Below are 23,264 nucleotides of genomic sequence, written 5' to 3' on the forward strand. Positions count from 1 at the left end.
CCGAGGAGTCACCGTGGCCCGCCCCCGCACCGCCGCACGGACAGTGGAGCACCCCGACCTGTCGGAGGTGTCCCTGCAGCAGGTCCTGGAGGCGCTCGTGGACCCGGTGCGGCGGCTGGTGGTGTCCCAGCTGGACCGGGCGGGCGAGGACATGAGCTGCGGCACGTTCGAGGCGCCGGTGTCGCTGTCGACGCTGACCCACCACTTCAACGTGCTGCGCGAGGCGGGCGTGATCCGCCAGTACTACGTGGGGACGACGAAGTTGAACACCCTGCGCACGGACGAGATGGAGCAGCGGTTCCCCGGTCTGCTGTCGGCCGTGCTGGCCGCCTCCGCCGCGGAGGGGGAGGCGGGCGGGGCCTGAGGTCCTCACTCTCTCGTCGACCGCACCTTCGACCTCACGGGCACCTGCGCGGCGGTGTGTTCCAGCAGCATCTCCAGCGCGGCCGGATAGGCACTGTGCGGCATGCGCCGGGCGAGGAGCTGGGCCGTGGCGGCGATGTTGGGGTGGGACTCGGCGGGCAGCCGGGCGTACGCGGTGTGCCACATCTCCTCGTCCTGCGCACGCGCCTCGTCCGCCAGGGCCAGGGAGCCGGCGTCGAGGGCGGCGAAGGCGAGACTCTGGTCGATGAACGCGTGGTAGACGCGCACGGCCACCGGGTCGGGCAGCCCGGCGCCGCGCAGGATGCCGAGGATGGTCTCGTCCACCGCGATCTCGCGCGGCCGGCCGGTGACCCGGCTGGCGGTGAGCAGGGCGGCCTGGGGGTGGGCGAGGTAGGCGGCGTGGATGGCCCGGCCCAGGGCGCGTAGGTCCGTGCGCCAGTCCCCGGTGGCCGTCCAGCTGCCGAGCGCCCGGCCCATCAGCTCGTCCCCGATGGCCCGGGTCAGATCGTCCATCCCGCCGAAGTAGCGGTACAGGGTGCTGGGATCGGCGCCCAGGGCCGCCCCCAGACGGCGGGCCGTCAGCCCGGTGCTGCCGTGCTCGCGCAGCACCCGCAGGGCGGTGTCCACGATGATCGCCTCGGACAGCACGGTGCCCGTGCGCGTGGGCCGCCGCCGACGACGTGCCGTCTCCGGCACCACCTGCTTCGCCACGTCGCCCGCCTCCTGCGCCGCCCATCCAGCTGTGCCCAACCCTTATGCCAACAGGGTTGACCTTATATCCCCGCATCCCGTTGCATCGAGCCGTGTCCGGAGGCGCCTGTCTCCTGGACGGACGGAAGAAAGGTGCGTGACATGCGCGTACTCCTCGTGGGCGCGGGCGGCGTCGGAACGGCTGTCACCCGGATCGCGGCTCGTCGTGACTTCCTCACCCACATGGTCGTCGCCGACTACGACCTCGCCCGAGCCGAGGCCGCCGTCGCGGCGCTGGGGGAGCGGGGCGCCCGGTTCGGTGCGCGGCGGCTGGACGCCTCGGACCAGGACGCGGTCCGCCGGCTGCTCACCGACGAGCGATGCGACGTCCTGCTCAACGCCACGGATCCCCGGTTCGTGATGCCGCTGTTCCGGGCCGCCCTGGAGGCGGGCGCGCACTACCTGGACATGGCGATGTCACTGTCCGCGCCGCACGGCTCGCGCCCGTACGAGGACTGCGGGGTGAAGCTCGGGGACGAGCAGTTCGCGCTGGCCCGGCGCTGGGAGGAGGCCGGACGGCTGGCGCTGGTGGGCATGGGCGTCGAGCCGGGCCTGTCGGACGTCTTCGCCCGGTACGCGGCCGACGAACTCTTCGACGACATCGAGGAGATCGGCGTCCGCGACGGTGCCGATCTGACCGTCGAGGGCCATGACTTCGCACCGTCCTTCAGCATCTGGACGACCATCGAGGAGTGCCTCAATCCGCCGGTGGTCTACGAGAAGGACCGCGGCTGGTTCACCACCGCTCCGTTCAGCGAACCCGAGGTCTTCGACTTTCCCGAGGGCATCGGTCCGGTGGAGTGCGTCAACGTCGAACACGAGGAGGTGCTGCTGATCCCCCGCTGGGTGGACGCCCGCCGGGTCACCTTCAAGTACGGGCTCGGCGCCGACTTCATCGCCAAGTTGAAGACCCTGCACGAACTGAACCTGGACGCGACGGCCGAGGTGACCGTACGCGGGGACGACGGACCGGTACGGGTGTCCCCGCGGGACGTCGTGGCCGCCTGCCTGCCCGACCCGGCCGGCCTGGGCGACCGCATGACGGGCAGGACCTGCGCCGGTACCTGGGTCAAGGGCACGAAGGACGGGGCGCCGCGCGAGGTGTACCTGTACCACGTGGTCGACAACCAGTGGTCGATGCGCGAGTACGGCTCCCAGGCCGTCGTCTGGCAGACGGCGGTCAACCCGGTCGTCGCCCTGGAACTGCTGGCCGCCGGCACCTGGTCCGGCAAGGGCGTTCTCGGCCCGGAAGCCCTGCCGCCGCGCCCGTTCCTGGACCTGCTCACCGAGTACGGCTCGCCCTGGGGACTGCGCGAGCAGGGCTGACCCCTCACGGGGTCCGGTTCAGCGGCCGAGCGCGTTCTTCAGCTCCTGCTTGGTCATCGAGGAGCGCCCGTGGATGTCACGCTTCCTGGCCTCCTCGTACAACTCGTCCTTCGTAGGGCCCTCCGCGCCGCTGTGCGAGCGCTGGCCGCCCCGCTCGTACGCCGACTTCGGGTCACGGGTGGATGTCCGGCCGGCCCGCTCGGACTCGCCCGACCTGGCCCGTTCCTTGTTCACGGTGCGTGCCGCGATCTCCTCGGCCCGCTCCGTGGACTCACCGCGCTCCAGCGCGCTCTTCTTGATGTGCTCGAACTGGCGCTCACGCTTCGCGCTCGATCCCGCAGGCATGACAGCCCCTTCCTGTCGGCCGCACGGGTACCCCGGCGGGAGGCGCATCACGCCGGCGTCAGCTCCCGCATGCGGGCTCGACGCGGATGACGATGGACTTCGTGGCGGGGGTGTTGCTGATCTCGGCCGTCGCATCCAGCGCGACCAGCGTGTTCGCCTCCGGGTAGTAAGCGGCGGCGCAGCCGCGGGGCGTGGGATAACGGACGGCGCGGAAGCCGGGCGCCCGGCGCTCGCCGTCGGGGTTGACGCTGACGAGGTCGACCAGGTCGCCGTCGTGGAGGTGGAGTTCGCGCAGGTCTTCCTGGTTGAGGAGGACGACCCGCCGCCCGCCGCTGATGCCGCGGTAGCGGTCGTCGAAGCCGTAGACGGTGGTGTTGAACTGGTCGTGCGAGCGCACCGTCGTCAGCAGCAGGTGTCCCTCGGGGACCTCGGCCGCGGTCGGCGGGTTGACCGTGAAGTGCGCCTTGCCGCTGTCCGTGGGGAAGGTACGGGAGTCGCGCGGGGCGCGGGGGAGCATGAAGCCGCCGGGCTGCCGGACGCGCTCCTCGAAGGCGTGGAATCCGGGGACGACGTGCTCGATGTGGCGGCGGATCACGGCGTAGTCGTCGCGCATGGCGCGCCAGCCGAGGCCGTCGCCGAACAGCGCGCGGCCGAGGCCGGCGACGATCGCGACCTCGCTGCGCAGGTGCGGTGACCCGGGAGGGAGCCGTCCGTGCGAGGCGTGCACCATCGCCATGGTGTCCTCGACGGTGACGAACTGCTCGCCGCATGCCTGCCGGTCGCGCTCCGTACGGCCGAGGCAGGGCAGCAGCAGGGCCTCGGTGCCGTGGCAGAGATGGGACCGGTTCAGTTTGGTCGCGACGTGGACGGTGAGCGCGCAGTTGGCCAGTGCGGCCTCGGTGACCTGTGTGTCGGGGGTGGCCGAGGCGAAGTTGCCGCCGAGGCCGATGAAGATGTCGACCTCGCCGTCACGCATGGCCCGGATCGAGTCGACGGTGTCCAGGCCGTGGGCGCGGGGCGGGTCGAAGCCGAACTCGTCGCGGAGCCGGTCGAGGAACGCGTCCGGCATCCGCTCCCAGATGCCCATGGTGCGGTCGCCCTGGACGTTGCTGTGGCCGCGGATCGGTGCGGGTCCGGTGCCGGGGCGTCCGATGTTTCCGCGCAGCAGCAGGAAGTCGACGATCTCGCGGAGGGTGGCGACCGCGTTGCGGTGCTGGGTGAGGCCCATCGCCCAGCAGACGACCACCCGGTCGGCGGCGATCACCTCGTCGGCGACCGCCTCGATACGGCGCCGGGACAGACCGCTCAGCGTCTCGATCCGCGACCAGGCCAGGGCCCGCCAGGCGGCCACGGCGGCCTCGAAGCCGTCGCAGTACCGGTCGATGAAGTCGTGGTCGAGGACGGAGCCCGGCCGGGCGTCCTCCCGGTCGATCAGAGCCCGGTTCAGGCCCGCGAACAGGGCCAGGTCGCCGTTGACGCGCACCGGGAGGTGGCGGTCGGCGAGCCGCGTGCCCGGGCCGATCAGTCCGCGTGCGGTCTGTGGGTTGTGGAAGCGGCCGAAACCGGCTTCGGGGAGCGGGTTGGCGGCGATGATCCGGGCGCCGCGCCGTTTCGCCCGTTCCAGCGCGGTGAGCATACGGGGGTGGCTGGTGCCGGGGTTCTGGCCCACGATGATGATCAGGTCGGCGTGCTCGGTGATGTCGTCGTACGAGATCAGGCCCTTTCCGGCGCCGAGGGTCTCGGTCAGGGCCGCGCCGCTCGACTCGTGGCACATGTTCGAGCAGTCCGGCAGGTTGTTGGTGCCGAAGCGGCGCGCGAGCAACTGGTAGAGGAAGGCCGCCTCGTTGCTCGTGCGGCCGCTGGTGTAGAAGGCGGCGCGGTTCGGATCGTTCAGGTCACGCAGTCGGGCGGCGGTGAGTTCGAACGCGTCGTCCCAGGTGATGGGCGTGTAGTGGGCGGCACCGGGGGCGAGGTGCATCGGCTGGGCGAGCCGGCCCTGGGACTCCAGCCAGTGACCGTCCCGTTCCCGCAGCTCGGCCACGGAGTGCTCGGCGAAGAAGGTGGCGTCGACCCGTTTGCGGGTGGCCTCCCAGGCGATGGCCTTCGCGCCGTTCTCGCAGAACTCCGCGGCCTTGCGGTGCTCCGGACCGGGCTCGCCCCACGCGCAGCTCGGGCAGTCGAATCCGTCGACGTGGTTCACCGACAGCAGCGTCAGCAGACTCCGTCTCGGCCCCATCTCCGCGAGGGAGTAGCGCACGGATTCGGCGATGCCGTGCACGCCGACGCTGGACCTCCGCGGGCCCGAGGCGCGTGTGCCGCTCGGATCGGTCGGTTGCTCAGCCATGGCTGCCTCCGTCGCCCATGCTGCCACGTCTGCCCGCGTGGGCCAGTGGAGCCGGAGGGGCCGCACGGCCGGGGTGCGTCAGGCCCGGGTGCCGGATCCGAGGGTCGGGCCGGCGGTGGTCCTGCCGTGCCTGCCGTGCGGACGGGCGTTCCTGCGGTGGTGTGCCGCTCCGCCGACCATCATGGCCATGCCCAGGCAGAAGATGAGCGCCAGGGCGAGGCCCGAGCAGAAGAGGGCGAGCGGGCTGAGGGTGGCGATGTCGTGGCCGAGCACCGACACGGTGTGGACCGGGCCGCCGGCCAGGTTGTCGCTGATCGCCAGGGCCGTGAAGGCGCCCGTCGCGACGATGAGGAGCAGTCCGAGGAACAGCATCCGATTCATCTCCTCAAGGAGTCGTCCTTGAGTACCGGGTACCTGATACACCGCGCCTTACACGGCGGTTACGGCGGTACGCCACGGCTGAGGGAGCCGTCGTGCCCGTGCCGCCGCCGCTAGGCGACCCGGAACTGTTCCGCCTCGGCCCTCCGCAGGGTCAGTCCGTGCCCGGGGCCCTGCTCCGGCTGGACCGTCCCGCCGGTGGGGTCCAACGCGCCGTCGAAGAACAGCGACTCGATCCGCACGTGGTCGTGGAACCACTCGATGTGCCGGAGGTTGGGCACGGCGGCGGCCGCGGCGGCATGGGCGTTCGGGGCACAGTGGGCGGACACCTCCAGACCGTGGGCGTGGGCGAGGGCGGCGATCCGGAGGAAGTCGGTGATGCCGCCGCAGCGCGTCGCGTCGATCTGGAGACAGTCCACGGCACCCGCCGTGATCATGCGCGCGAAGTAGGGAGGGTCGTAACCGTATTCACCGGCGGTCACCTCGCACGGCAGGGTGTCGCGGAGCAGCCGCAGACCGATGAGGTCGTCCGAGGACACGGGCTCCTCGAACCAGCTGACGCCGTACTCGGTGAGACCGTCCCCGACGCGCAGCGCCTGCTTGCGGGAGTAGGCGCCGTTGGCGTCGACGTACAGCTCGGCCTCGGGACCGATGGCCCGGCGGGCCGTACGGACCCGGGAGAGGTCCCAGAGGGCCTCGTGACCCCAGTCCCCGCCGATCTTGATCTTGACGCGGGGGATGTGCTGCCCGTGCACCCAGTCGCTCAGCTGCTCGGCGAGACGGCGGTCGTGATAGGTCGTGAACCCGCCGCTGCCGTACACCGAGACGTGGGTGCGGGCCGCGCCCAGGAGGCTGACGAGGGGGAGCCCGAGCAGGCGTGCCTTGAGGTCCCACAGGGCGATGTCCAGCGCCGAGATCGCGCACGCGGTGATCCCGGGGCGGCCCGCGTTCCGCACCGACCTGCACATCGCGTCGTGCAGGGCCGGTATGTCCAGGGCGTCATGGCCCTCGACCAGCGGCGCGAGGTGCTCCCCGAGCATCAGTCCGACGGCGGCCGGACCGTACGTCCAGCCCGTGCCGGTGGCATCACCGGCCGCGACCTCGGCGATCACCATGGTCGTCGAGTCCCAGGCCAGTGTGCCGTCGGCCTCGGGGCCGTCGGTCGGCACCGTGTACACGGACACGGAGGGTCGGCGAAGTTTCATCGCGCACCTGCACGGAGTTGACATCAGTCGAGGGGAAGCTGCGGCAGCACCTTCGTACGGTAGAAGTCGAAGAACCCACGTTGATCGGGGCCGATCTGGGTGACGTAGGTCCGGTCGAATCCGGCCTCGGCGAAGGCGTTCAGCGCGGCCAGATGGGCGTCCACGTCGTCCCCGCACACCACGTTGTCGCGGACCATCCGCTCCGTGACGAGCGGCTCCAACTGTTCGAAGTGGCGGGGGGAGGGCAGTGTCTGCGCCGTCTCGCCGGGCAGCAGTTCGTTGAACCACAACCGGCGGGCCGTGCGCACCGCCTCATCGCGATCGGTGCCGTAGCAGACCTTGGTGCCGCCGCTGATCGTCTTGCCGGCGCCACCGGCCTTCAGGAACGGGGACACCAGCGACTCGTCGGGGACCGTGTGGAGGCGGGCGTTCTCCACCCTGTAGTGGGGGCCGTCGTGGCTGACCTCTTCACCGGAGAACAGCCGGCGCATCACCTGGATCGCCTCCTCCAGCATCTCCAGCCGCACGCTCGTGGGCGGCCACGGCCCGCCGAGAATGTGCTCGTTGAGCGCCTCGCCCGAGCCGACACCCAGGCGGAAGCGGCCGCCCGTCATTGTCGCGCAGGTCACGGCCGTCTCCACGGGCAGCGACACCGCTTCGGAGAGCGTGCCGATCACCGACCGGACGAAGGGACTCTGGCCCTGGGCGTCGTTCCACGGGTGATAGTGGTCGGAGATCCACAGTGACCGGAAGCCGGCCTGTTCGGCGGTCCGCGCCTGCTCGATCAGATCGTCCGGTGCGAATTCCTCGCACGAGAGGAAGTATCCGTACTCGGGCACGGGCGATCACCTCCACCACCGAGAGCGAACCCGGGACCCCTTTCGAGTAACCGGCATAGCGGGCCGGAAACAAATAAGACGTGCTCCGGAGGCGATTCCTTCCCCGGAGCACGCCTTTCTTCCGACCGGTGTCACCACCGATACCAGCGAGCCCTGCCGCCACCCGCCGCTCCCCGTACCAGGAATCCCAGCAGCCACACCACAAGGACGGCCAGGGCGATCCACCAGAGCATCTTCACCGCGAATCCGACGCCGAACAGAATCAATGCCAGGAGAAGTACGAGAAGGATGGGAATCATGAGATGAACCTCCTGACGTCCGGGTATCCCCGAATACGACGATCAGGCATGTTTAGTGTCCGGACTCGAGGGCAAATGGACAAATAGAGTGTTTCGGACAGGAGGCACATCCGTGGGAGCGACGTATCCGTCGCCCGGATGCGGCCGTCCGAAACGCGGTCGCAGTCCACGGTGATCGTTCATCCCTCGCGCCAGAGAGGTGCGATGCACCATGCCAACCCATACGAGCGCCCAGCATCATCCACATGACGACGCCCCCGATACGGAGCAGGCGTTCCGCCGACTCGTCGCGTTGCCTACGGGTTCCCAGCGGGACGCCCTCCGTGAAGAGCTGGTCGAGGCCTGGCTGCCGATGGCCGAGCGTATCGCGGGCCGGTTCCGCAGCCGCGGCGAGAGCTTCGAGGACCTGCGCCAGGTCGCGGCCCTCGGGCTGGTCAAGGCGATCGACCGCTACGACCCCGGGCGCGGCAACGCCTTCGAGAGTTTCGCCGTTCCGACGGTGACGGGAGAGATCAAGCGGCACTTCCGTGACCACATGTGGACCGTGCATGTGCCGCGCCGGGTCCAGGACCTGCGCAACCGGGTGCGCGCCGCCTGCCAGGACCTGTCCCGCAGCGCTTCGGACCGCTTGCCCAGCGTCAGCGAGATCGCCGAGCGGGCCGAGCTGAGCGAGGAGGACGTCCAGGTGGGGCTCGAGGCGCTGGAGAGCTTCAGCGCGCTGTCCCTCGACGCCGAGGTCCCCGGCAGTGACGGCGGGTACTCGCTCGGCGACGCGCTGGGCGCGTGTGACCCGGCCCTCGACATCGTCGTGGACCGCGAGTCCGTCAAGCCCCGTCTGGAAGCCCTGCCCGAGCGCGAACGGGCCATCCTGTACATGAGGTTCTTCAAGGACATGACCCAGAGCCGCATCGCCGAGCAGCTCGGCATCTCCCAGATGCACGTCTCACGCCTGATCAACCGCTGCTGCCACCAACTGCGCGACGAGGTCCTGCAGGACGTCGCCTAGCGCCGCGGGATCCGGTGCCGGGGCAGGAACCGGTGCCGGGCCGCCGCCACAGCGGCTGCCGTCGCCGCGAGCCCGGTGAGGGCGAGCGCGTCGTGATGCCGTGAGGCCCACGCCTGCGGCGCGCGCGGTGCGGCTCGCTCGCCGAAACGGCCGTGCGCGCCGAAGTCCCGCCCGCCGCCGCCGTCCAGCGGCCGCCACAGGTTGCCCGGAGCGCCGGGCGGCTCGGGCTCGTCGGTCATCTGGGAGGCGTAGCCGGTGCGGGCGAGATACCGGTCGAGGAGCCCGGGAGCCACGGCGTTGGCGAGCAGTGTGCCCACGGTGCTCGCGCCCACCCAGTACTCACGACGGCGCGGATGATCGGCCGCGTGCACGACCGCACGGGCGGCCACCTCGGGCTGGTAGATCGGCGGAACGGGCTGCGGCCGGCGCGGCATCCGGTTCGACGACCACTCGAACTGCGGTGTGTTGAGGGCGGGCAGCTGGACCATGGTCACCGACACCCCGCTGCGGCGGTGCAGCAGCTCGCAGCGCAGCGCCTCGTTCCAGCCCTGGATCGCGTGCTTGGCGCCGCAGTACGCGGACTGCAGGGGGATACCCCGGTAGGCGAGCGCCGAGCCGACCTGGACGACGGCACCGTGGCCGCGCGGCAGCATCCGGCGCAGCGCGGCCTGTGTGCCGTACACGTAACCGAGGTAGCAGACCTCGGTGACCCGGCGGAACTCGTCCGGCTCGATGTCGGTGAACTCGGCGAACACCGTGGTGAAGGCGTCGTTGACCCAGATGTCGATCGGGCCCAGTTCGCGTTCGGCCCGCGCCGCCGCCTCCTCCACCGCGCGCGGGTCGGCCACGTCTGCCTCCAGCGGCAGCGCCGTACCTCCGGCGTGGCGTACCTCGGCGGCCACCGCGGCCAGCCCGGTGCGGCCGCGGGCCACGAGCGCCACGCGGTCTCCGCGCGCGGCGAACGCCCGGGCGGTGGCCCGGCCGACGCCTCCACTGGCGCCGGTGACCACGACGACCCGCGGGCTGTGCGAGGTACGCCCCGGCCGCAGGAACATGAGCGCTGCCTTTCCTGTCCGCCGTCAGCCGAGCGACGACCGGTGCGAGGACCGGCGCGATTCCTCGCCGTGGCGCGGATGTCCGCGGTGGGTGTGTGCGCGCTTGCGCGCGCCGGGCAGGAACTCCTGGACCTTGGCCTTGAAGCCCTGCCGGACCACGGCCTCGCGCTCGACGTCGCCCTTGAAGACGGCCTTCGCGGTGGACTCCATCTGGTCCCATGTCGCGTGCGGCGGGATCGGCGGCACGGAGGGGTCGGTGAGGAACTCGACCAGCGCGGGGCGATCCGCCGCCAGCGCCGCCTGCCAGGCGTCGAGGACGCCGTCCGGCTTCTCCACCCGGATGCCCAGCAGGCCGAGCGACCTGGCGAACTCCGCATAGGACACGTCAGGGATCGACTGGGACGGCACGAACTGCGGGGAGCCGCCCATCGCCCGCAGCTCCCAGGTGACCTGGTTCAGGTCGTGGTTGTTCCACACCGCGACCACCAGACGCGGATCGCTCCAGGCGCCCCGGTACTTCTCCGCGGTGATCAGCTCCGCCATCCCGTTCATCTGCATCGCGCCGTCGCCGACCAGCGCGATCGCCGGACGGTCCGGGTGCGCGAACTTCGCGCCGATCGCGTACGGCACACCGCAGCCCATGGTGGCCAGCGTCCCCGACAGCGACGCTCGCATCGACCCACGCAGACGCAGGTGGCGGGCGTACCAGTTGGCCACGGAGCCCGAGTCCGAGGTGATGATCGCGTCGTCGGGCAGCAGCGGGTCGAGCGACCACGCCACGAACTCCGGATTGATCGGGTCGGCGGACTGCTCGGCGCGCCGCGTCATCACCCCGCGCCAGCGTTCGTTGCCGGCGATGATCCGCTCCTGCCACGCGCGGTCCTTCTTGTGGCGCAGCAGGGGCAGCAGCCGCGACAAGGTGGCATGGGCGTCACCGATCAGATTGACCTCGTACGGATAGCGCATGCCGACCATGTGCGGGTCGATGTCGATCTGCACCGCCCTGGCCTGGCCGAACTCGGGCATGAACTGGGTGTACGGGAAGCTCGAACCGATCGTCAGCAGCGTGTCGCAGTCCCGCATCAGCTCGTACGACGGGCGCGTCCCCAGCAGCCCGATCGCCCCGGTGACATACGGCAGTTCGTCGCTGAGGACGTCCTTGCCGAGCAACGCCTTCGCCACGCCGGCACCCAGCGTCTCCGCGACACGCTCGACCTCGTCGGCGGCGTTCGCCGCGCCCTGGCCGACGAGCATCGCGACCTTCTCGCCGGCGTTGAGGACCTCGGCGGCGTGGCGCAGCGCGTCCTCGTCCGGCTGGGGAGCGAACCGCTCGCAGCCGAGGCTGGAGGGGACCATCTTGAAGGCATGGGTGGGCGGCGAGTAGTCCAGCTCCTGGACGTCGGCCGGGACGATCACGGCCGTCGGGCAGTGGCGGGTCCAGGCGGTACGGATCGCCCGGTCGAGCACGTTCGGCAGCTGCTCGGGCACGTTGACGGTCTCGACGTACTCCGACGCCACGTCCTTGAACAGCGTGTGGAGGTCGACCTCCTGCTGGTAGGAACCGCCCATGGCGCTGCGGTTGGTCTGCCCCACGACCGCCACGACCGGCACATGGTCGAGCTTGGCGTCGTACAGCCCGTTGAGCAGGTGGATGGCGCCCGGGCCCGACGTCGCCGCGCACACGCCCACGCGCCCGCTGAACTTCGCGTAGCCGACGGCCTCGAACGCGGACATCTCCTCGTGCCGGGACTGGATGAAGCGCGGCTGGTTCTCGGCGCGGCCCCACGCGGCCAGCAGCCCGTTGATGCCGTCGCCGGGATATCCGAAGACGCAGTCCACGCCCCACTCGCGCAGGCGCTCCAGGATGTGGTCGGACACCTTGGTGCTCATGGCCTCCTCCTCGTCAGTGCCGGTCGCCGCCGGACAGCCGGCGGCGAGCACGACCGGGATGCATGTGCGGAGTAACCCTCGGGCGCGCCGGGAAACCTCCCGCGGCACCCGGTGTCACCGTCACTCCAGGTCGGCGAGACTCCGTTGTGCCCTGCCGAGGGAGCGGCGGCAGCGGCTCAGGTCCTTCCACGGGTTGCCGTGCCGGTTCAGGCGCTCGGGGAGGGTACGCAGGGTCCACCGCCGCGGGCTCAGCTCCGGGTCGTCGAGCTCCTCCCAGTCCAGCGGGGTGGCGACCGGGGCGTGCGGGCGGGCGCGTACGGCGTAGGGGGCGACCGAGGTCTGGGCGTAGGCGTTGCGCTGGGTGTCCAGGTAGAGGCGGCCCCGGCGCTTGTTCTTGCGGGCCTCGGTCGTCAGCCGGTCGCTGTGCCGTGCGGCGAGCACGTCCGCGACACCGCGGGCGAAGTGCCGCGCGGTGTCGAAGTCCGTGTGCCGGTCGAGCGGGACCAGCAGATGCAGGCCGCGCGAGCCCGTCGTCATCAGCGCGGGCCGCAGCCCCAGTTCGGTGAGCAGATCGCCCAGCTTGTGCGCGCCCCACCGGACGTTGTCGAAGCCGTCGTTCGCGCCCTCGGGCGGGTCGAGGTCGAAGACCAGCCGGTCGGGGCAGTCCAGACAGTCCGCCGGGCTCAGCCAGGGATGCGGGGTGATGCACGCCTGGTTGGCGAGGTAGACGAGGGTGGCCGTGTCGTCGCAGACCGCCATGGTGAGGCTGCCGCCCTCCTTGGGCACCCGCACGGTACGGATCCAGTCGGGGAAGTAGTCGGGAACGTCCTTGTGGTAGAAGGACTTTCCGCCGTATCCGTCCGGATACCGCTCCATGACCAGCGGCCGGTCCTTGAGATGGGTGAGCATCGGGCGGGCGACGGCGCGGTAGTAGTCGATCAGCTCGGCCTTGGTGATGCCGTCGTCCGGGAACAGCTCCTTGTCGGGGTTGGACAGCGGCACCCGGCGGTCGCCGACCCGTATCTCGTCCTCGGTCCTCGCCCTGGTACTCATGACGTCTTCCTCTTGCCGTCCCCGGGCCGCTCGCGCACCACGTCCTTCGCGGACTTGTCGGTGCGCAGCCCGACGAACCGCGGATGGCGCAGCTTTCCGTCACCGGTCCACTCCGTGAACCCGATCTCGGCGACCAGCCGCGGCCGTGTCCAGTGGGAGCCGCGCTCACGGGGCCGGTCCGCGAACGGGCATTGCTCACTCTTCACGCGGTCCAGGCGGGCGCGCAGCTCGTCCAGGGGCGTGCGGTCGTAGCCGGTGCCGACCTTGCCCGCGTAGACGAGCCGCTGTTTCTCGTAGTAACCGACCAGCAGCGCACCGAAGTCGGTCCGGCTGCCCCGGGGGTCGGTGAAGCCGCCGATCACCAGCTCCTGGCGTCGGTCGCACGTGAACTTCAGCCACCGTGTCGAACGGCGCTGCTCGTAACGGCTGTCCGCGCGTTTGGCGATGAGCCCCTCCCAGCCCCGCTCGCAGGCCTGGCGCAGACAGGCCTCGCCGTCGGCGTTGCGGTGCGGGGTGAGACGCAGCGGGGCGGACACGTTCAGGGCGCGGCGCAGCAGGGCCTTGCGGGTGCGCAGCGGCAGTCCGGTCAGGTCGTGGCCCGCCAGGTACAGCACGTCGAAGACGTAGTACGTCACCGCCACCCGGCTGGCGAGGGCCGTGCGCCGGTCGCGGATCCCGATGCGCTGCTGCAGCCGCGCGAAACTGGTACGTGAGCCCTCGAAGGCCACGATCTCGCCGTCCACCAGGAAGTCGTCGCACTCCTGGCGGGCCAGCGCGTCGGTGATCTCGGGGTAGGTGTCGGAGAGCGACTGACCGCTGCGGGAGAGCAGCCCCGCGCGGGCGCCGTCGCGCAAACCCGGACAGCGTTCGCCGTCGAGCTTGCGCTCGAAGATCCACTGCGGGTCGGAGAAGTACCGCTCGGTCAGCGTGGCGAGCATCGGTCTCGGGTCGTCGGGCCGGGCCGCCCGTCGCAGTGCCGCCCGCTCCTCGGTCGGCACGGCGTCGAACAGGTCCGTCACCGGCGCGGAGACGGTCATCCGGATCCACTCCTTCCACCGGGAGAACAGTCGGCCGCCCCCTGCGAGTGCCCACAGGACCGGGCCGCATGCCGGGGCACCGCACGCTGCCGGAGACCTACACGGTCATGGCCACGAGCAGCACCGCCACCCCCACGGCGAGCCAGGCGACGTAGTCACCGAGGTGCCCCGAGTGCAGCTGGCGCAGCGGCACGACGACGCGCCGCCCCACGGCCTCGCAGACCGCCCCGACCCGGGCCGCGAGGGGCGAGCGCAGCGCGGGTCCCCAGACGGCGGCCGCCGCGAGGAGTGCCGCCAGCACGGTCGAGGCGAGCGCGAGGAGCACGCCCTCGGCGCTCCAACCGACGTCGGGCACCGGGGAGGACGGCGCGACGGGGCGGCCGTAGACCGCCGCGGTGTAGGCGGTGCGGTCGGTGAACTGCCGTGCGGCGCGGGCGAGAGCGGCACCGAGACCGGGCAGCAGCCCGACGGCGAGCGCGCCGGCCAGCAGGACGGCCGGCACGGCGAGCATGGGCACGGGGATACGGCGCTGCGGAGCGCGGATCTCCGGTTCCTCACCGCCGCCGGTGGTCTCCGGCCCGGCGTACCGCTCCCGCGGCCGGGGACCGGCACCGGCGAAGATCCGGGCACCGGCGCGCAGGACGGCCGCGCCCGTGAGGGCCGACACGCACACGAACACCGCGGGCAGCCAGGGGAACCGCTCCTCGGCGGCGTGCTCGGTGACGGCCTTGCCGAGGGCCGTGCCGAACGGCGGCAGACCGGCCAGCGCCAGACCGCCGACGGCGAACAGCGCACCGGCGAACGGCAGATCACGGCCGCGCCGGTACAGCCCGTGCTCGTCGACGGAGCCGTGCCGGTCGAGCAGCACGCCGGTGGTGGCGAACAGGGCCGCCTTCACTCCCGCGTGGGCGGCGACGTACAGGGCCACACCGGCCGTCCCGGCGGGGGTGAGCAGCGCCACGCCGATGAGGAAGAGGCCGACATGGGCGACCGTGGAGAAGGCGAGCAGGCGCTTGAGGTGCCGCTGCTGCCAGCACATCACGGCACCCACCAGCGCCGTCAGCACCCCGGCCGCCACGAACGTGGCCCGCAGGTGCGGCTGCACGATGCCGTGGGGGCCGGAGAACACGACCCAGTACACGCGTACGGTGCCGTAGACGGCGAGTTCCACCATGACGCCGGAGAGCAGCATGCACACCGGGGTCGGTGCGACGGAGTGCGCGTCGGGCAGCCAGAAGTGCAGGGGCACCACCGCCGCCTTGACCAGCAGCCCGGTGACGATCAGCACGAAGGCGACCGACAGCAGGGCGTCGGAGCGGTGCCCGGCCAGCTTCACCCCGATCTGCGCGAAACCGAGTTCACCGGTGCGCGCGTACACCAGCCCGATCCCGAGCAACGAGCAGTACGCGCCGAGCGAGTTGACGACCCCGAAGACCAGGGCGCCCTGCACCGGCCGCGGATCCTCGATGCGATAACCGGTGAGCGCGTAGGCGACCGCCCCCATCAGCTCGAAGAAGACGAACGCGTCGAACAGGTCGCCGGTCAGCGCGAATCCGCACATGCCCGCCTCGAAGAGGAGGATGAGGGCGGGGAAGGTGCCCGCGTGCTCCACGGGCGGCTCGTCGAAGTAACGCCAGGAGTAGACGACGACCGCGAGGACGAGCGCGCTGGTCAGCAGCGCGAGACCGATGCCGATCCGGTCGCCGGCCAGCACGATGCCGACGCTCTCGCCGTGCACCGGGGACCAGCCGCCCAGCCACGAGACGCTGTGCCCGTCGCCGGTGCGCAGCCACAGCCAGGAGAGGCCGACGACCTCCAGCAGCGCCCAGACGGTGACCAGCGTGTCGATGGCGACACGCGGCAGCCATCTCCCGCCGACCACGAGGACGACGGCGCCCAGCAGCGGCACGGCGACGGCGAGCGGCAGCAGATCAGCGGTACGCACCATGCCCGGCCCGTCAGCCCTTCAGCCCGGTGAGGGCGTCCGGGTCGACCGTGCCGTGCCGCTTGCGGATCTGCATGGCGAGCGCGAGCAGCAGCGCCGTGACGGAGGCGCCCACCACGACGTCGGTGAGCGCGAGGGCCTGGACGACCGGGTCGACGGTACGTGTGCGCAGGGGAGTGTCGGTGAAGTACGGCGCGATGCCGCCGCGCCGGTATCCGACGGTGAGCAGCAGGACGTACGTCGACGACTGCGCCACGGCGAGACAGCCGATGGCATGGATGATGTTGCGGCTGGTGACCATGCCGTACACACCGGCGAGGAAGATCCAGCCGGCCGTGAGGAAGGGCAGGATCGTCATGTGCCGCCTCCCGGGCCCGGGTTGCGCGCCGATCTGACCTCGACGGCCTGGTCGAGGAAGGAGGCGAGCAGGACGATGACACCGGAGCCGACCTCGACGCCGACCGCCGTGTTCAGCAGCGGCACCAGGCCGCCGGAGGAGAGCTGCCCGAAGGTGCCGAGCGGCAGCACGTTCTGCAGGTAGGCGGCGCCGGTGAGCAGCCCGGCGAACCCCAGGGCCGTGAAGGCGCCCGCACCGAGGGCGTCGGCCACGTCGAGCGCGGCCAGCGGGCGGATCCGTTTCAGCACGCGGTAGTCCGCTGCCACGTACGCCATGTGCAGCCCGGTGGCGAGAATGACGCCGCCCTGGAAGCCGCCGCCCGGCGACAACTGGCCGTGCGCCACGATGTAGACGCCGGTCAGCAGCGTGACCGGCAGCATCACCAGGCCCAGCAGCCGGGTGCTGGGCAGGACCCGCCCCGCCCGCGGCCGGCCGACCCGCTCGTCACGGGTGTGGCGCAGCAGCACGATGGTCCCGAGCACCGAGGCGAACAGGATCGACTCCTCCCCGAGGGTGTCCAGCGCGCGCTGGTCGAAGTTGACCGAGGAGACCGCGTTGGCGGTGCGCTGACGGAGAGACGCCGCCACGGCGCGGGTGGCGTAGGGGTGCACCGTGGTGCCGAAGTGCGGCAGCCCGGTGCAGGCGAGCGTGTACACCACGGCGAAGACGGCGGCCGCGGTCCAGAACAGCAGGATGCGCGCGTTACGACTCATCGGCGCCCTTGTGCCTGCGGCCGTCCCGGTCGTGGTGGGGAGCCGTCGTGCGGCGCACCTTCCGTACCGTCAGCAGGATCAGCAGCGGGGTGACCGCCGTGCCGACGGCCAGCTGGGAGAGGGCCACGTCGGGCGCCTGGAGGAGGGTGAACAACACGGTGAGACACAGGCCGAGGACGGCCAGCAGCACGGCCTGGCGCACCGGATCACGGGCGAGTGCCGCGGCGGTGGCGCTCGCCGCCACCAGCACCAGCGCGACGGCGATCAGATACTCCTGGACGGCGACGGCGTTCACTCCGGGGAGTCCTTTCGCAGCAGACGTTCGTGCTGGGCCGTCGCCCTGCCGATCGCCATGGCGGTGACCGCCCCCCCGATCGCCACGATCACGGCGACGAGGAGCAGCTTGACCGCGGCACGCCCGGGGCCCGTCTCGACGGCCAGGGCGAGTGCGACGAGCGGCAGACCCACGGTGGTCGCGGGGGAGAGCGCGTGCAGACGCTGGTACGGCCGGGGGAGGGCCACCAGACCGACGGCGGACAGCAGCAGTACTCCGGTGCCGGCGACGAGCAGGACGAGCGCGCACACATGACGGGCTGTCATCTCACGCCTTCCCATGGGCCTGGGCGTCGGGGACGTCGATCGACCGTCCGCCGAGGAAACGGGCGAAGACCAGGGTTCCGGCGGGCCCGAGGACGGCGAGGACCAGACCGAGGTCGGCGAAGGAACTGCGGCCGAAGCCCTGCGCCGTCAGCAGCAGGACGGCGGTCACGACGGTGGTCGCCAGGTTGAGCCCCGCGAGCCGCTCGATCGCCGTTCCCCGGCCGGCGGCCCACAGGCACGCGGGCAGCCCCAGCGTCAGCAGGACCGCGGTCGCGAGCAGCCACGCGTTCATCGCCGCCGCCCCTCGGTGAGCACACCCTCCAGGCGCGTACGGCCCTCGGTCAGGAAGTGCGCCACGGCGGTCCGCGGGCCTCCCCCCTTCCGCTGCCGCCCGGGGACGTCGACGACGTACGCGCCGGGAGTCGACGACAGCAGGGCGCAGGCCCACGCGGCGCCCGTACCGGATCCCAGTGTCACCGTCTCCAGGCTCCCCTCGGCCGAACGGCCGCCGAGAGCACGCGCGATGACCCCGCACAGCCGGGCCAGGTCGCCGAGGACCGCGCCGGGCCACGCGAGAGCCGCCGCACCCCCTCTGCGGGTGCCGCCCGCCCCGGCCCCCGACGCCGTGTGCACCGCGCGGGCGGCGACCGCGGCGATCACCGCACCTCCCGCGGCCACGACGAGTTCGAGGGCCGAGACGGAACTGATGAACATCAGGTCGACGACGACCAGCACCGCCCACCAGGCCAGTACCTCGCCCACGGCCGTCACCGTGTGCCGCATCGCCCCTCCTCACCACCGTGCGCCGTCGCGGACCAGCAACGTGTACCGCGCACGGCGACCGCCGTGCCCCACGCACGCCGGGAAGGACGACCCGCCGGGCCGACCATCACCGTGATGGAGCATCACGACCGTGCCGCGGGTACCCACGCCCGCGGGCCTGTATCACCCGGACATCAGGTGTGCCGGCCGTGATTCCGGCGGTGGACGGCGGTCGCGGTGACGGTGCCCGCGGCGGCGAAGGCGGCACCGGCGGCGGTCAGCGCGGCGGCCCGGCGGGCATCGGCCGGCCGTGGATCCTGGCGGGGTGCGCCGAGTTTCTCCGGGCGGTCGGCGGGTGCCGTCCCGTCGAGCCCCAGGGCGAGTGCCTCGCCCAGATGCATGGCGCGCCGGCCGGTGTCGCCCTGCTCGATCTGGGTACGGCAGCTGTAGCCGTCGGCGATGACCAGCGCGGACGGAGCGGCCGCCCGGACCGCCGGGAGCAGCCCCAGCTCGCCGATCCGCATCGACAGCTCGTAGTGGCCGCGTTCGAACCCGAAGTTCCCGGCGAGACCGCAGCACCCCACGTCCAGCACCTCGGCGACGATCCCGGCCCGGCGCATCAGCTCGGTGTCCGCGTCCATGCCCAGGACCGCGTGCTGGTGGCAGTGCGGCTGCACGGAGGCGAGCCGGGCGAGGTGCGGGGGCCGCCAGTCGGGGGCCCGGTTCAGCAGCACCTCGGCCAGTGTCATCGCCTGCGCGGCCAGGCGCCGTACGTCACGGTCCTCGGGCATCAGCTCGGGGGCGTCGGCGCGGAACACGGCGGCGCAGGAAGGCTCCAGCACCACGACCGGGGTGCCGGTGTCGAGCCACGGGCGCAGGGCGCGCAGGGTACGGCGCAGCACGCGGCGCGCGGTCTTCAGCTGGCCGGTGGAGACACAGGTCAGGCCGCAGCACAGCGGTTCGGCCGGCACGGCGACGCGCAGGCCGGCGTCCCGCAGCACGCGTACCGCGGCCTGGGCGACATGGGGGTGGAAGGCGTTGCTGAACGTGTCGGGCCACAGGACGACGGCGTCCGGATCGCCCGGCCGCGGCTCCGGCGCGCCCCGCTCGCGCCACCACTGGACGAAGGACTGCTCGGCGAAGAGCGGCGCCTCGCGTTCCGCGGCCACGCCGGCGAGCCGTTTGCCGGCGTCGGACAGCACCGGCGCGTGCAGCAGCGCGTTGACGGTGCGCGGCCCCACCCGGGACAGCAGGGCCCACAGCGGCAGCCAGCCGAGGGCGTAGTGGGCGGCGGGCCGCGGCCGTCCGGCGTAGTGGTGGGCGAGGAACTCGGCCTTGTAGGTGGCCATGTCGACGCCGACCGGGCAGTCGGACTTGCACCCCTTGCAGGCCAGACAGAGGTCGAGCGCGTCCCGTACCTCGGGCGAGCGCCAGCCACCGTGGACCGGCGAGTCGGGGTGGCCGCCCAGCATCTCGAACAGCAGCCGGGCCCGGCCACGCGTCGAGTGCTCCTCTTCGAGCGTGCCACGGTAGGAGGGGCACATCACTCCGCCCGCGCGGCTGCGGCACTGTCCGATGCCGACGCACCGCAGCACGGCCCGGCCGAAGCTGCCGTCGTCGTCGGGGTAGCGGAAGTACGTGGTGGGGTCGGCCGGATGCCACCGCGCCCCCAGCCGCAGATCCGCGTCGAGCGGACGCGGCCGGACGACCTTGCCGGGGTTCATCCTGTCGCCAGGATCGAAGAGCGCCTTGAACTCGCCGAACGCGCCCACCAGTCGCTCGCCGAACATGCGCGTCAGCAGCTCGCCGCGGGCCTGCCCGTCGCCGTGCTCGCCCGACAGCGAGCCGCCGTAGGAGCCGACCAGATCGGCGGCGCGTTCCAGGAAGCGCCGGAAGTCCGCGACGCCGTCGGCGGAGCGCAGGTCGAAGGGGATGCGGGTGTGGACACAGCCCTGCCCGAAGTGCCCGTACAGGGACGACAGTCCGTAGCCGAACTCGGTGAACAGGGCCTCCAGGTCCCGCAGATAGGCGCCCAGCCGTTCCGGCGCGACCGCGGAGTCCTCCCAGCCCTCCCAGGTCTCGCGGTCGTCCGACGGCCGCGCGGTGACACCGAGCCCGGCCTCGCGCGCCTTGAGCATCTGCTCCTCGCGGGCGGGATCGTCGCTGAGGGCGACGGAGGTGTCGTGCGTGTCCCGGCCGATCGCGCGCAGCAACGCGTGGGCCTGGTCGTCGGCCTGCTCGGTGGAGTCGCCGGAGAACTGCAGCAGGAGCCAGCTGTCACCGCCCGGGAAGCGGTCGAGGGAGTCCAGGTAGGCGCGTTCCTTCCGCATCAGCTGGGCCATCCGGCCGTCGATCGCCTCGAGCATCGTGGGGGAGCAATGCTCCAGCAGTCGGGGGACGTCGTCGGCGGCCGTGAAGATGTCGGGGTAGCCGAGCACGAGGGTCGCCTCGGCGGCCGGGACCGGGACCAGGTCGAGTTCGGCGCGCAGTACGGCGACGAGCGTGCCCTCGCTGCCGGTCAGCGCGCGGGCGACGTCGAAGCCGTGCTCGGGCAGCAGCGCGTCCAGGTTGTAGCCCGAGACCCGGCGCGGGATGCGCGGGAAGCCGTGGCGGATGTCGGCCAGACTCCGGTCGGTGATCTCCCGCATGCCCCGGTACAGCTCGGCCCGCCGGCCACCGGCGGCGAGGATCTCCTCGTACTCCTCGCGCGGGGTGGGGCCGGTCCAGCAGCGCAGACCGTCGTAGGTGAGGACCTCCAGCCGGCGTACGTTGTCGGCGGTCTTGCCGTACGCCTGCGCGGTGGCGCCGCACGCGTTGTTGCCGATCATGCCGCCGAGCGCGCACTGGCCATGGGTGGACGGCTTGGGGCCGAACTTCAGGCCGTGCGGCGACAGTTGTCGGTTGAGCTCGTCCAGGACGATCCCGGGTTCGACGACACAGGTGCGCCGGCCCGCGTCCACGGAGAGGAGGCGGTGGCAGTACTTGGTCCAGTCGACGATCACGGCGTGGTTGGTGCACTGCCCGCCGAGCGAGGTCCCACCGCCCCGGGAGAGCACCGGCAGGCCGTACTTGGCGCAGACTCCGATCGCCTCCGCCCCCGCCTCCACGGTGCGTGGCACCACGACACCGACCGGCGGCCGGCGGTAGTTGGAGGCGTCCGTCGCGTACGCGCCACGGCTTCCGGCGTCGAAGCGGACCTCGCCGTCGACCCGGCGACGCAGGTCCGCCGCGGCGGCCCGCAGCCGCTCGGGAGGGACACTGTCGGGGTGTTCGGCGGTCATGGCGGTCTCGTCCTTCCCGCGTGAACTCCGGTACGACGGCGATCAGGACCGCTTCCCGTGCCCGTCGTCCTCGGCGAGCTCTTCCAGGGTGCGGCCACTGCGGACGGAGGCGGGCTCGGTGCTCACCGGGTTCCGGCGGGCGTCGGCGCCCTCGTCGGACAGCTTGATCATGATCCACCGCTCGCGCTCGCCGTCCTGTCCGGTGCGGGTCATCGCGTAGCCGCCGCGCAGCTTCTCGCCCTCGAGCCACACCTTGACATGGCCTTCGCCCACGCCCTTGGCGACGGGCACCTTCCTGCCCTTGTCCTCGGCCAGATTCCGGTACGTTCCGGTGTCCCAGACGATGACCTCGCCGGCGCCGTACTCGCCGGGCGGGATGACGCCCTCGAAGCCCAGGTAGTCCACCGGGTGGTCCTCGGTGCGCATGGCCAGCCGCCTGTCCCTGGGATCGGTGGAGGGGCCCTTGGGAACGGCCCACGACTTCAGCACACCGCCCGCCTCCAGACGGAAGTCGTAGTGCAGCGCGGTGGCGGAGTGTTTCTGGATCACGAACCGGCGCCTGCCGCCCTTGGAGGAGGCACCGCCCATGGGTTCCGGCGTCCGGCCGGCCCGGCGCTTGCCGCGGTACTTCTCCAGCGGGCGACTCGATGCCGGCTTCCGGCTCTTGCCGCTGTTACCAGCCATGCCGCCCGTGTTCCCGGGGCCGCCGGTGGCAAACGGCCGCATGGAGCGGAGCCCGGCGGGTACTCGCAGACACCGGAAGACGCACCGCGGACCACGGTGGAACGCCGGACCGGTGACCCGGCGATGACGGCAGGTGACGGGACGTATGGCTGTGAAGACCGACGGGAAGTCCGGCCGGAAGACGGCCGGCGCCACGGACCGGGCGGTGGTGCGCGCCCTGCTCGACCGGCAGGAGCGGACGTATGCGGCCGAGGCCGGCATCCGGCTGCGCAACACCCCGGCCCCGCTCTACCAGACGCTGGTGCTGGCGACCCTCCTCAGCGCCCGGATCAGGGCCGACACCGCGGTGGCCGCGGCCCGCGCGCTGTTCGACGCCGGGATGCGCGACCCGCGGTCCATGGCGCAGGCGACCTGGCAGCAACGCGTCGACGCCCTCGGCAAGGGCGGATACCGCCGTTACGACGAACGCACCGCCACCCTGCTCGGCAAGGGAGCCGAGCTGCTGCTCGAGCGCTGGGGCGGTGATCTGCGCCGGCTGCGCGAGGAGCCCGACCCGAAGAAGGCGCTGCTGGACCTGCCCGGGATCGGGCCCACCGGGGCCGACATCTTCCTGCGCGACGTGCAGGGCGTCTGGCCGGAGTTCGCCCCGTACATCGACCGCAAGGCCCTGGACGGCGCCCGGCGGCTCGGGCTGCCGGCCTCGCCCGAGAAGCTGGGCGGCCTGGTCACCGGCCGTGACATGCCCCGCCTGGCGGACGGCCTGGTCCACGCCGCGCTCGACAGACCGCTCGCCGACGAGGTGCTCGCCACCGCGGAGGCGACCTGACCTCCCGCACGACCCACGAATGCACCGCCATGTGCCTGAGACTCCTGATCCTTGATCATCCCCGGGTCCGCCTGCTCTTCTGGCACCCCCTCGCCGCCTGCTCCTGCGCACGTCGACGTGTCGGGCTGCTGCTGCCCGGGAGGTG

The 23,264-nt window shown here is 72.0% G+C and carries 24 protein-coding genes; 4 read left to right on the forward strand and 20 right to left on the reverse strand.

Features of this window, described 5'->3' with window-relative positions; translation table 11 throughout:
• The first annotated feature begins 13 nt into the window (after nt 1-13).
• Entirely contained in the window at nt 14-364 is a 351-nt protein-coding gene (locus ACH47Z_RS05980; protein WP_399070958.1) for an ArsR/SmtB family transcription factor, read from the forward strand.
• Nucleotides 365-369: 5 nt separating this feature from the next.
• Here the strand turns inward: ACH47Z_RS05980 and ACH47Z_RS05985 are convergent, their stop codons facing one another.
• On the reverse strand, nt 370-1,095 hold the full coding sequence (locus ACH47Z_RS05985) for a TetR/AcrR family transcriptional regulator (RefSeq protein ID WP_399070960.1): 726 nt from the start codon (nt 1,093-1,095) through the stop codon (nt 370-372).
• A 141-nt stretch (nt 1,096-1,236) separates the two neighbouring features.
• On the opposite strand from ACH47Z_RS05985, the gene ACH47Z_RS05990 reads away from it, so the two are divergent.
• Nucleotides 1,237-2,460 carry a saccharopine dehydrogenase family protein gene (locus ACH47Z_RS05990; protein WP_399070962.1) on the forward strand — a complete coding sequence of 408 codons (1,224 nt, stop codon included), beginning with the start codon at nt 1,237-1,239 and terminating at the stop codon, nt 2,458-2,460.
• Nucleotides 2,461-2,478: 18 nt separating this feature from the next.
• Here ACH47Z_RS05990 and ACH47Z_RS05995 read toward each other — a convergent pair whose 3' ends face one another.
• The 6 genes from ACH47Z_RS05995 to ACH47Z_RS06020 form a co-directional block, all read right to left on the reverse strand.
• Nucleotides 2,479-2,805, reverse strand: a complete 327-nt coding sequence (locus tag ACH47Z_RS05995) for a plasmid stabilization protein (protein WP_399070964.1) — start codon at nt 2,803-2,805, stop codon at nt 2,479-2,481.
• A 58-nt stretch (nt 2,806-2,863) separates the two neighbouring features.
• A complete protein-coding gene (locus ACH47Z_RS06000; protein ID WP_399070966.1) occupies nt 2,864-5,149 on the reverse strand; it encodes an FdhF/YdeP family oxidoreductase in 2,286 nt (761 codons plus the stop codon).
• Nucleotides 5,150-5,227: 78 nt separating this feature from the next.
• Nucleotides 5,228-5,521 (reverse strand): hypothetical protein, encoded by a 294-nt coding sequence (locus ACH47Z_RS06005; protein ID WP_399070968.1) that lies wholly within the window; start codon nt 5,519-5,521, stop codon nt 5,228-5,230.
• Between the two features lie 119 nt (nt 5,522-5,640).
• Nucleotides 5,641-6,732, reverse strand: a complete 1,092-nt coding sequence (locus ACH47Z_RS06010) for an enolase C-terminal domain-like protein (protein WP_399070970.1) — start codon at nt 6,730-6,732, stop codon at nt 5,641-5,643.
• Nucleotides 6,733-6,755: 23 nt separating this feature from the next.
• Complete coding sequence (locus ACH47Z_RS06015) at nt 6,756-7,571, reverse strand: LLM class flavin-dependent oxidoreductase (RefSeq protein ID WP_399070972.1); 816 nt, start codon at nt 7,569-7,571, stop codon at nt 6,756-6,758.
• 131 nt (nt 7,572-7,702) lie between these two features.
• Nucleotides 7,703-7,870, reverse strand: coding sequence for a hydrophobic protein (locus tag ACH47Z_RS06020; RefSeq protein ID WP_399070974.1), 168 nt, complete (start codon nt 7,868-7,870; stop codon nt 7,703-7,705).
• A gap of 211 nt (nt 7,871-8,081) precedes the next feature.
• On the opposite strand from ACH47Z_RS06020, the gene ACH47Z_RS06025 reads away from it, so the two are divergent.
• Nucleotides 8,082-8,876: an RNA polymerase sigma factor SigF gene (locus ACH47Z_RS06025; RefSeq protein ID WP_399070976.1), complete on the forward strand. Its 795-nt coding sequence runs from the start codon at nt 8,082-8,084 to the stop codon at nt 8,874-8,876.
• Here the strand turns inward: ACH47Z_RS06025 and ACH47Z_RS06030 are convergent.
• The 13 genes from ACH47Z_RS06030 to ACH47Z_RS06090 all read right to left on the reverse strand — a co-directional run bounded on the left by ACH47Z_RS06030 (nt 8,873) and on the right by ACH47Z_RS06090 (nt 22,293).
• Nucleotides 8,873-9,931, reverse strand: coding sequence for an SDR family oxidoreductase (locus ACH47Z_RS06030; protein ID WP_399070979.1), 1,059 nt, complete (start codon nt 9,929-9,931; stop codon nt 8,873-8,875). The genes ACH47Z_RS06025 and ACH47Z_RS06030 overlap by 4 nt on opposite strands.
• A 24-nt stretch (nt 9,932-9,955) precedes the next feature.
• Nucleotides 9,956-11,821: a thiamine pyrophosphate-requiring protein gene (locus ACH47Z_RS06035; RefSeq protein ID WP_399070981.1), complete on the reverse strand. Its 1,866-nt coding sequence runs from the start codon at nt 11,819-11,821 to the stop codon at nt 9,956-9,958.
• Nucleotides 11,822-11,941: 120 nt separating this feature from the next.
• Nucleotides 11,942-12,874: a non-homologous end-joining DNA ligase gene (gene ligD, locus ACH47Z_RS06040; RefSeq protein WP_399070983.1), complete on the reverse strand. Its 933-nt coding sequence runs from the start codon at nt 12,872-12,874 to the stop codon at nt 11,942-11,944.
• Nucleotides 12,871-13,911 carry a non-homologous end-joining DNA ligase gene (gene ligD / locus ACH47Z_RS06045; RefSeq protein WP_399070985.1) on the reverse strand — a complete coding sequence of 347 codons (1,041 nt, stop codon included), beginning with the start codon at nt 13,909-13,911 and terminating at the stop codon, nt 12,871-12,873. Before ligD (ACH47Z_RS06045) ends, ligD (ACH47Z_RS06040) begins: the two co-directional genes overlap by 4 nt.
• 97 nt (nt 13,912-14,008) lie before the next feature.
• Entirely contained in the window at nt 14,009-15,859 is a 1,851-nt protein-coding gene (locus ACH47Z_RS06050) for a complex I subunit 5 family protein (RefSeq protein WP_399070987.1), read from the reverse strand.
• A gap of 10 nt (nt 15,860-15,869) precedes the next feature.
• The gene (locus ACH47Z_RS06055; RefSeq protein ID WP_399070989.1) at nt 15,870-16,214 is read right to left on the reverse strand and encodes a sodium:proton antiporter; all 345 of its coding nucleotides are present in this window, start codon (nt 16,212-16,214) and stop codon (nt 15,870-15,872) included.
• Complete coding sequence (locus tag ACH47Z_RS06060) at nt 16,211-16,966, reverse strand: MnhB domain-containing protein (protein WP_399070991.1); 756 nt, start codon at nt 16,964-16,966, stop codon at nt 16,211-16,213. The genes ACH47Z_RS06055 and ACH47Z_RS06060 overlap by 4 nt, the downstream gene beginning before the upstream one ends.
• Entirely contained in the window at nt 16,956-17,261 is a 306-nt protein-coding gene (locus ACH47Z_RS06065; RefSeq protein ID WP_399070993.1) for a Na(+)/H(+) antiporter subunit B, read from the reverse strand. Before ACH47Z_RS06065 ends, ACH47Z_RS06060 begins: the two co-directional genes overlap by 11 nt.
• The gene (locus ACH47Z_RS06070) at nt 17,258-17,566 is read right to left on the reverse strand and encodes a cation:proton antiporter (protein WP_399070995.1); all 309 of its coding nucleotides are present in this window, start codon (nt 17,564-17,566) and stop codon (nt 17,258-17,260) included. Before ACH47Z_RS06070 ends, ACH47Z_RS06065 begins: the two co-directional genes overlap by 4 nt.
• Before the next feature lies 1 nt (nt 17,567).
• Complete coding sequence (locus ACH47Z_RS06075) at nt 17,568-17,858, reverse strand: MrpF/PhaF family protein (RefSeq protein WP_399070996.1); 291 nt, start codon at nt 17,856-17,858, stop codon at nt 17,568-17,570.
• A complete protein-coding gene (locus ACH47Z_RS06080) occupies nt 17,855-18,349 on the reverse strand; it encodes a hypothetical protein (RefSeq protein ID WP_399070998.1) in 495 nt (164 codons plus the stop codon). The genes ACH47Z_RS06075 and ACH47Z_RS06080 overlap by 4 nt, the downstream gene beginning before the upstream one ends.
• 173 nt (nt 18,350-18,522) lie before the next feature.
• Nucleotides 18,523-21,609 (reverse strand): FAD-binding and (Fe-S)-binding domain-containing protein, encoded by a 3,087-nt coding sequence (locus ACH47Z_RS06085; RefSeq protein ID WP_399071000.1) that lies wholly within the window; start codon nt 21,607-21,609, stop codon nt 18,523-18,525.
• Nucleotides 21,610-21,651: 42 nt separating this feature from the next.
• Complete coding sequence (locus ACH47Z_RS06090) at nt 21,652-22,293, reverse strand: DNA polymerase ligase N-terminal domain-containing protein (RefSeq protein WP_399071002.1); 642 nt, start codon at nt 22,291-22,293, stop codon at nt 21,652-21,654.
• Between the two features lie 145 nt (nt 22,294-22,438).
• Here ACH47Z_RS06090 and ACH47Z_RS06095 point away from each other — a divergent pair, with 145 nt between their 5' ends.
• Nucleotides 22,439-23,119 carry an endonuclease gene (locus ACH47Z_RS06095; protein WP_399071004.1) on the forward strand — a complete coding sequence of 227 codons (681 nt, stop codon included), beginning with the start codon at nt 22,439-22,441 and terminating at the stop codon, nt 23,117-23,119.
• Nucleotides 23,120-23,264: the final 145 nt, after the last annotated feature.

The organism is Streptomyces sp. NPDC020192 (assembly GCF_044388685.1).
Taxonomy (GTDB): domain Bacteria; phylum Actinomycetota; class Actinomycetes; order Streptomycetales; family Streptomycetaceae; genus Streptomyces.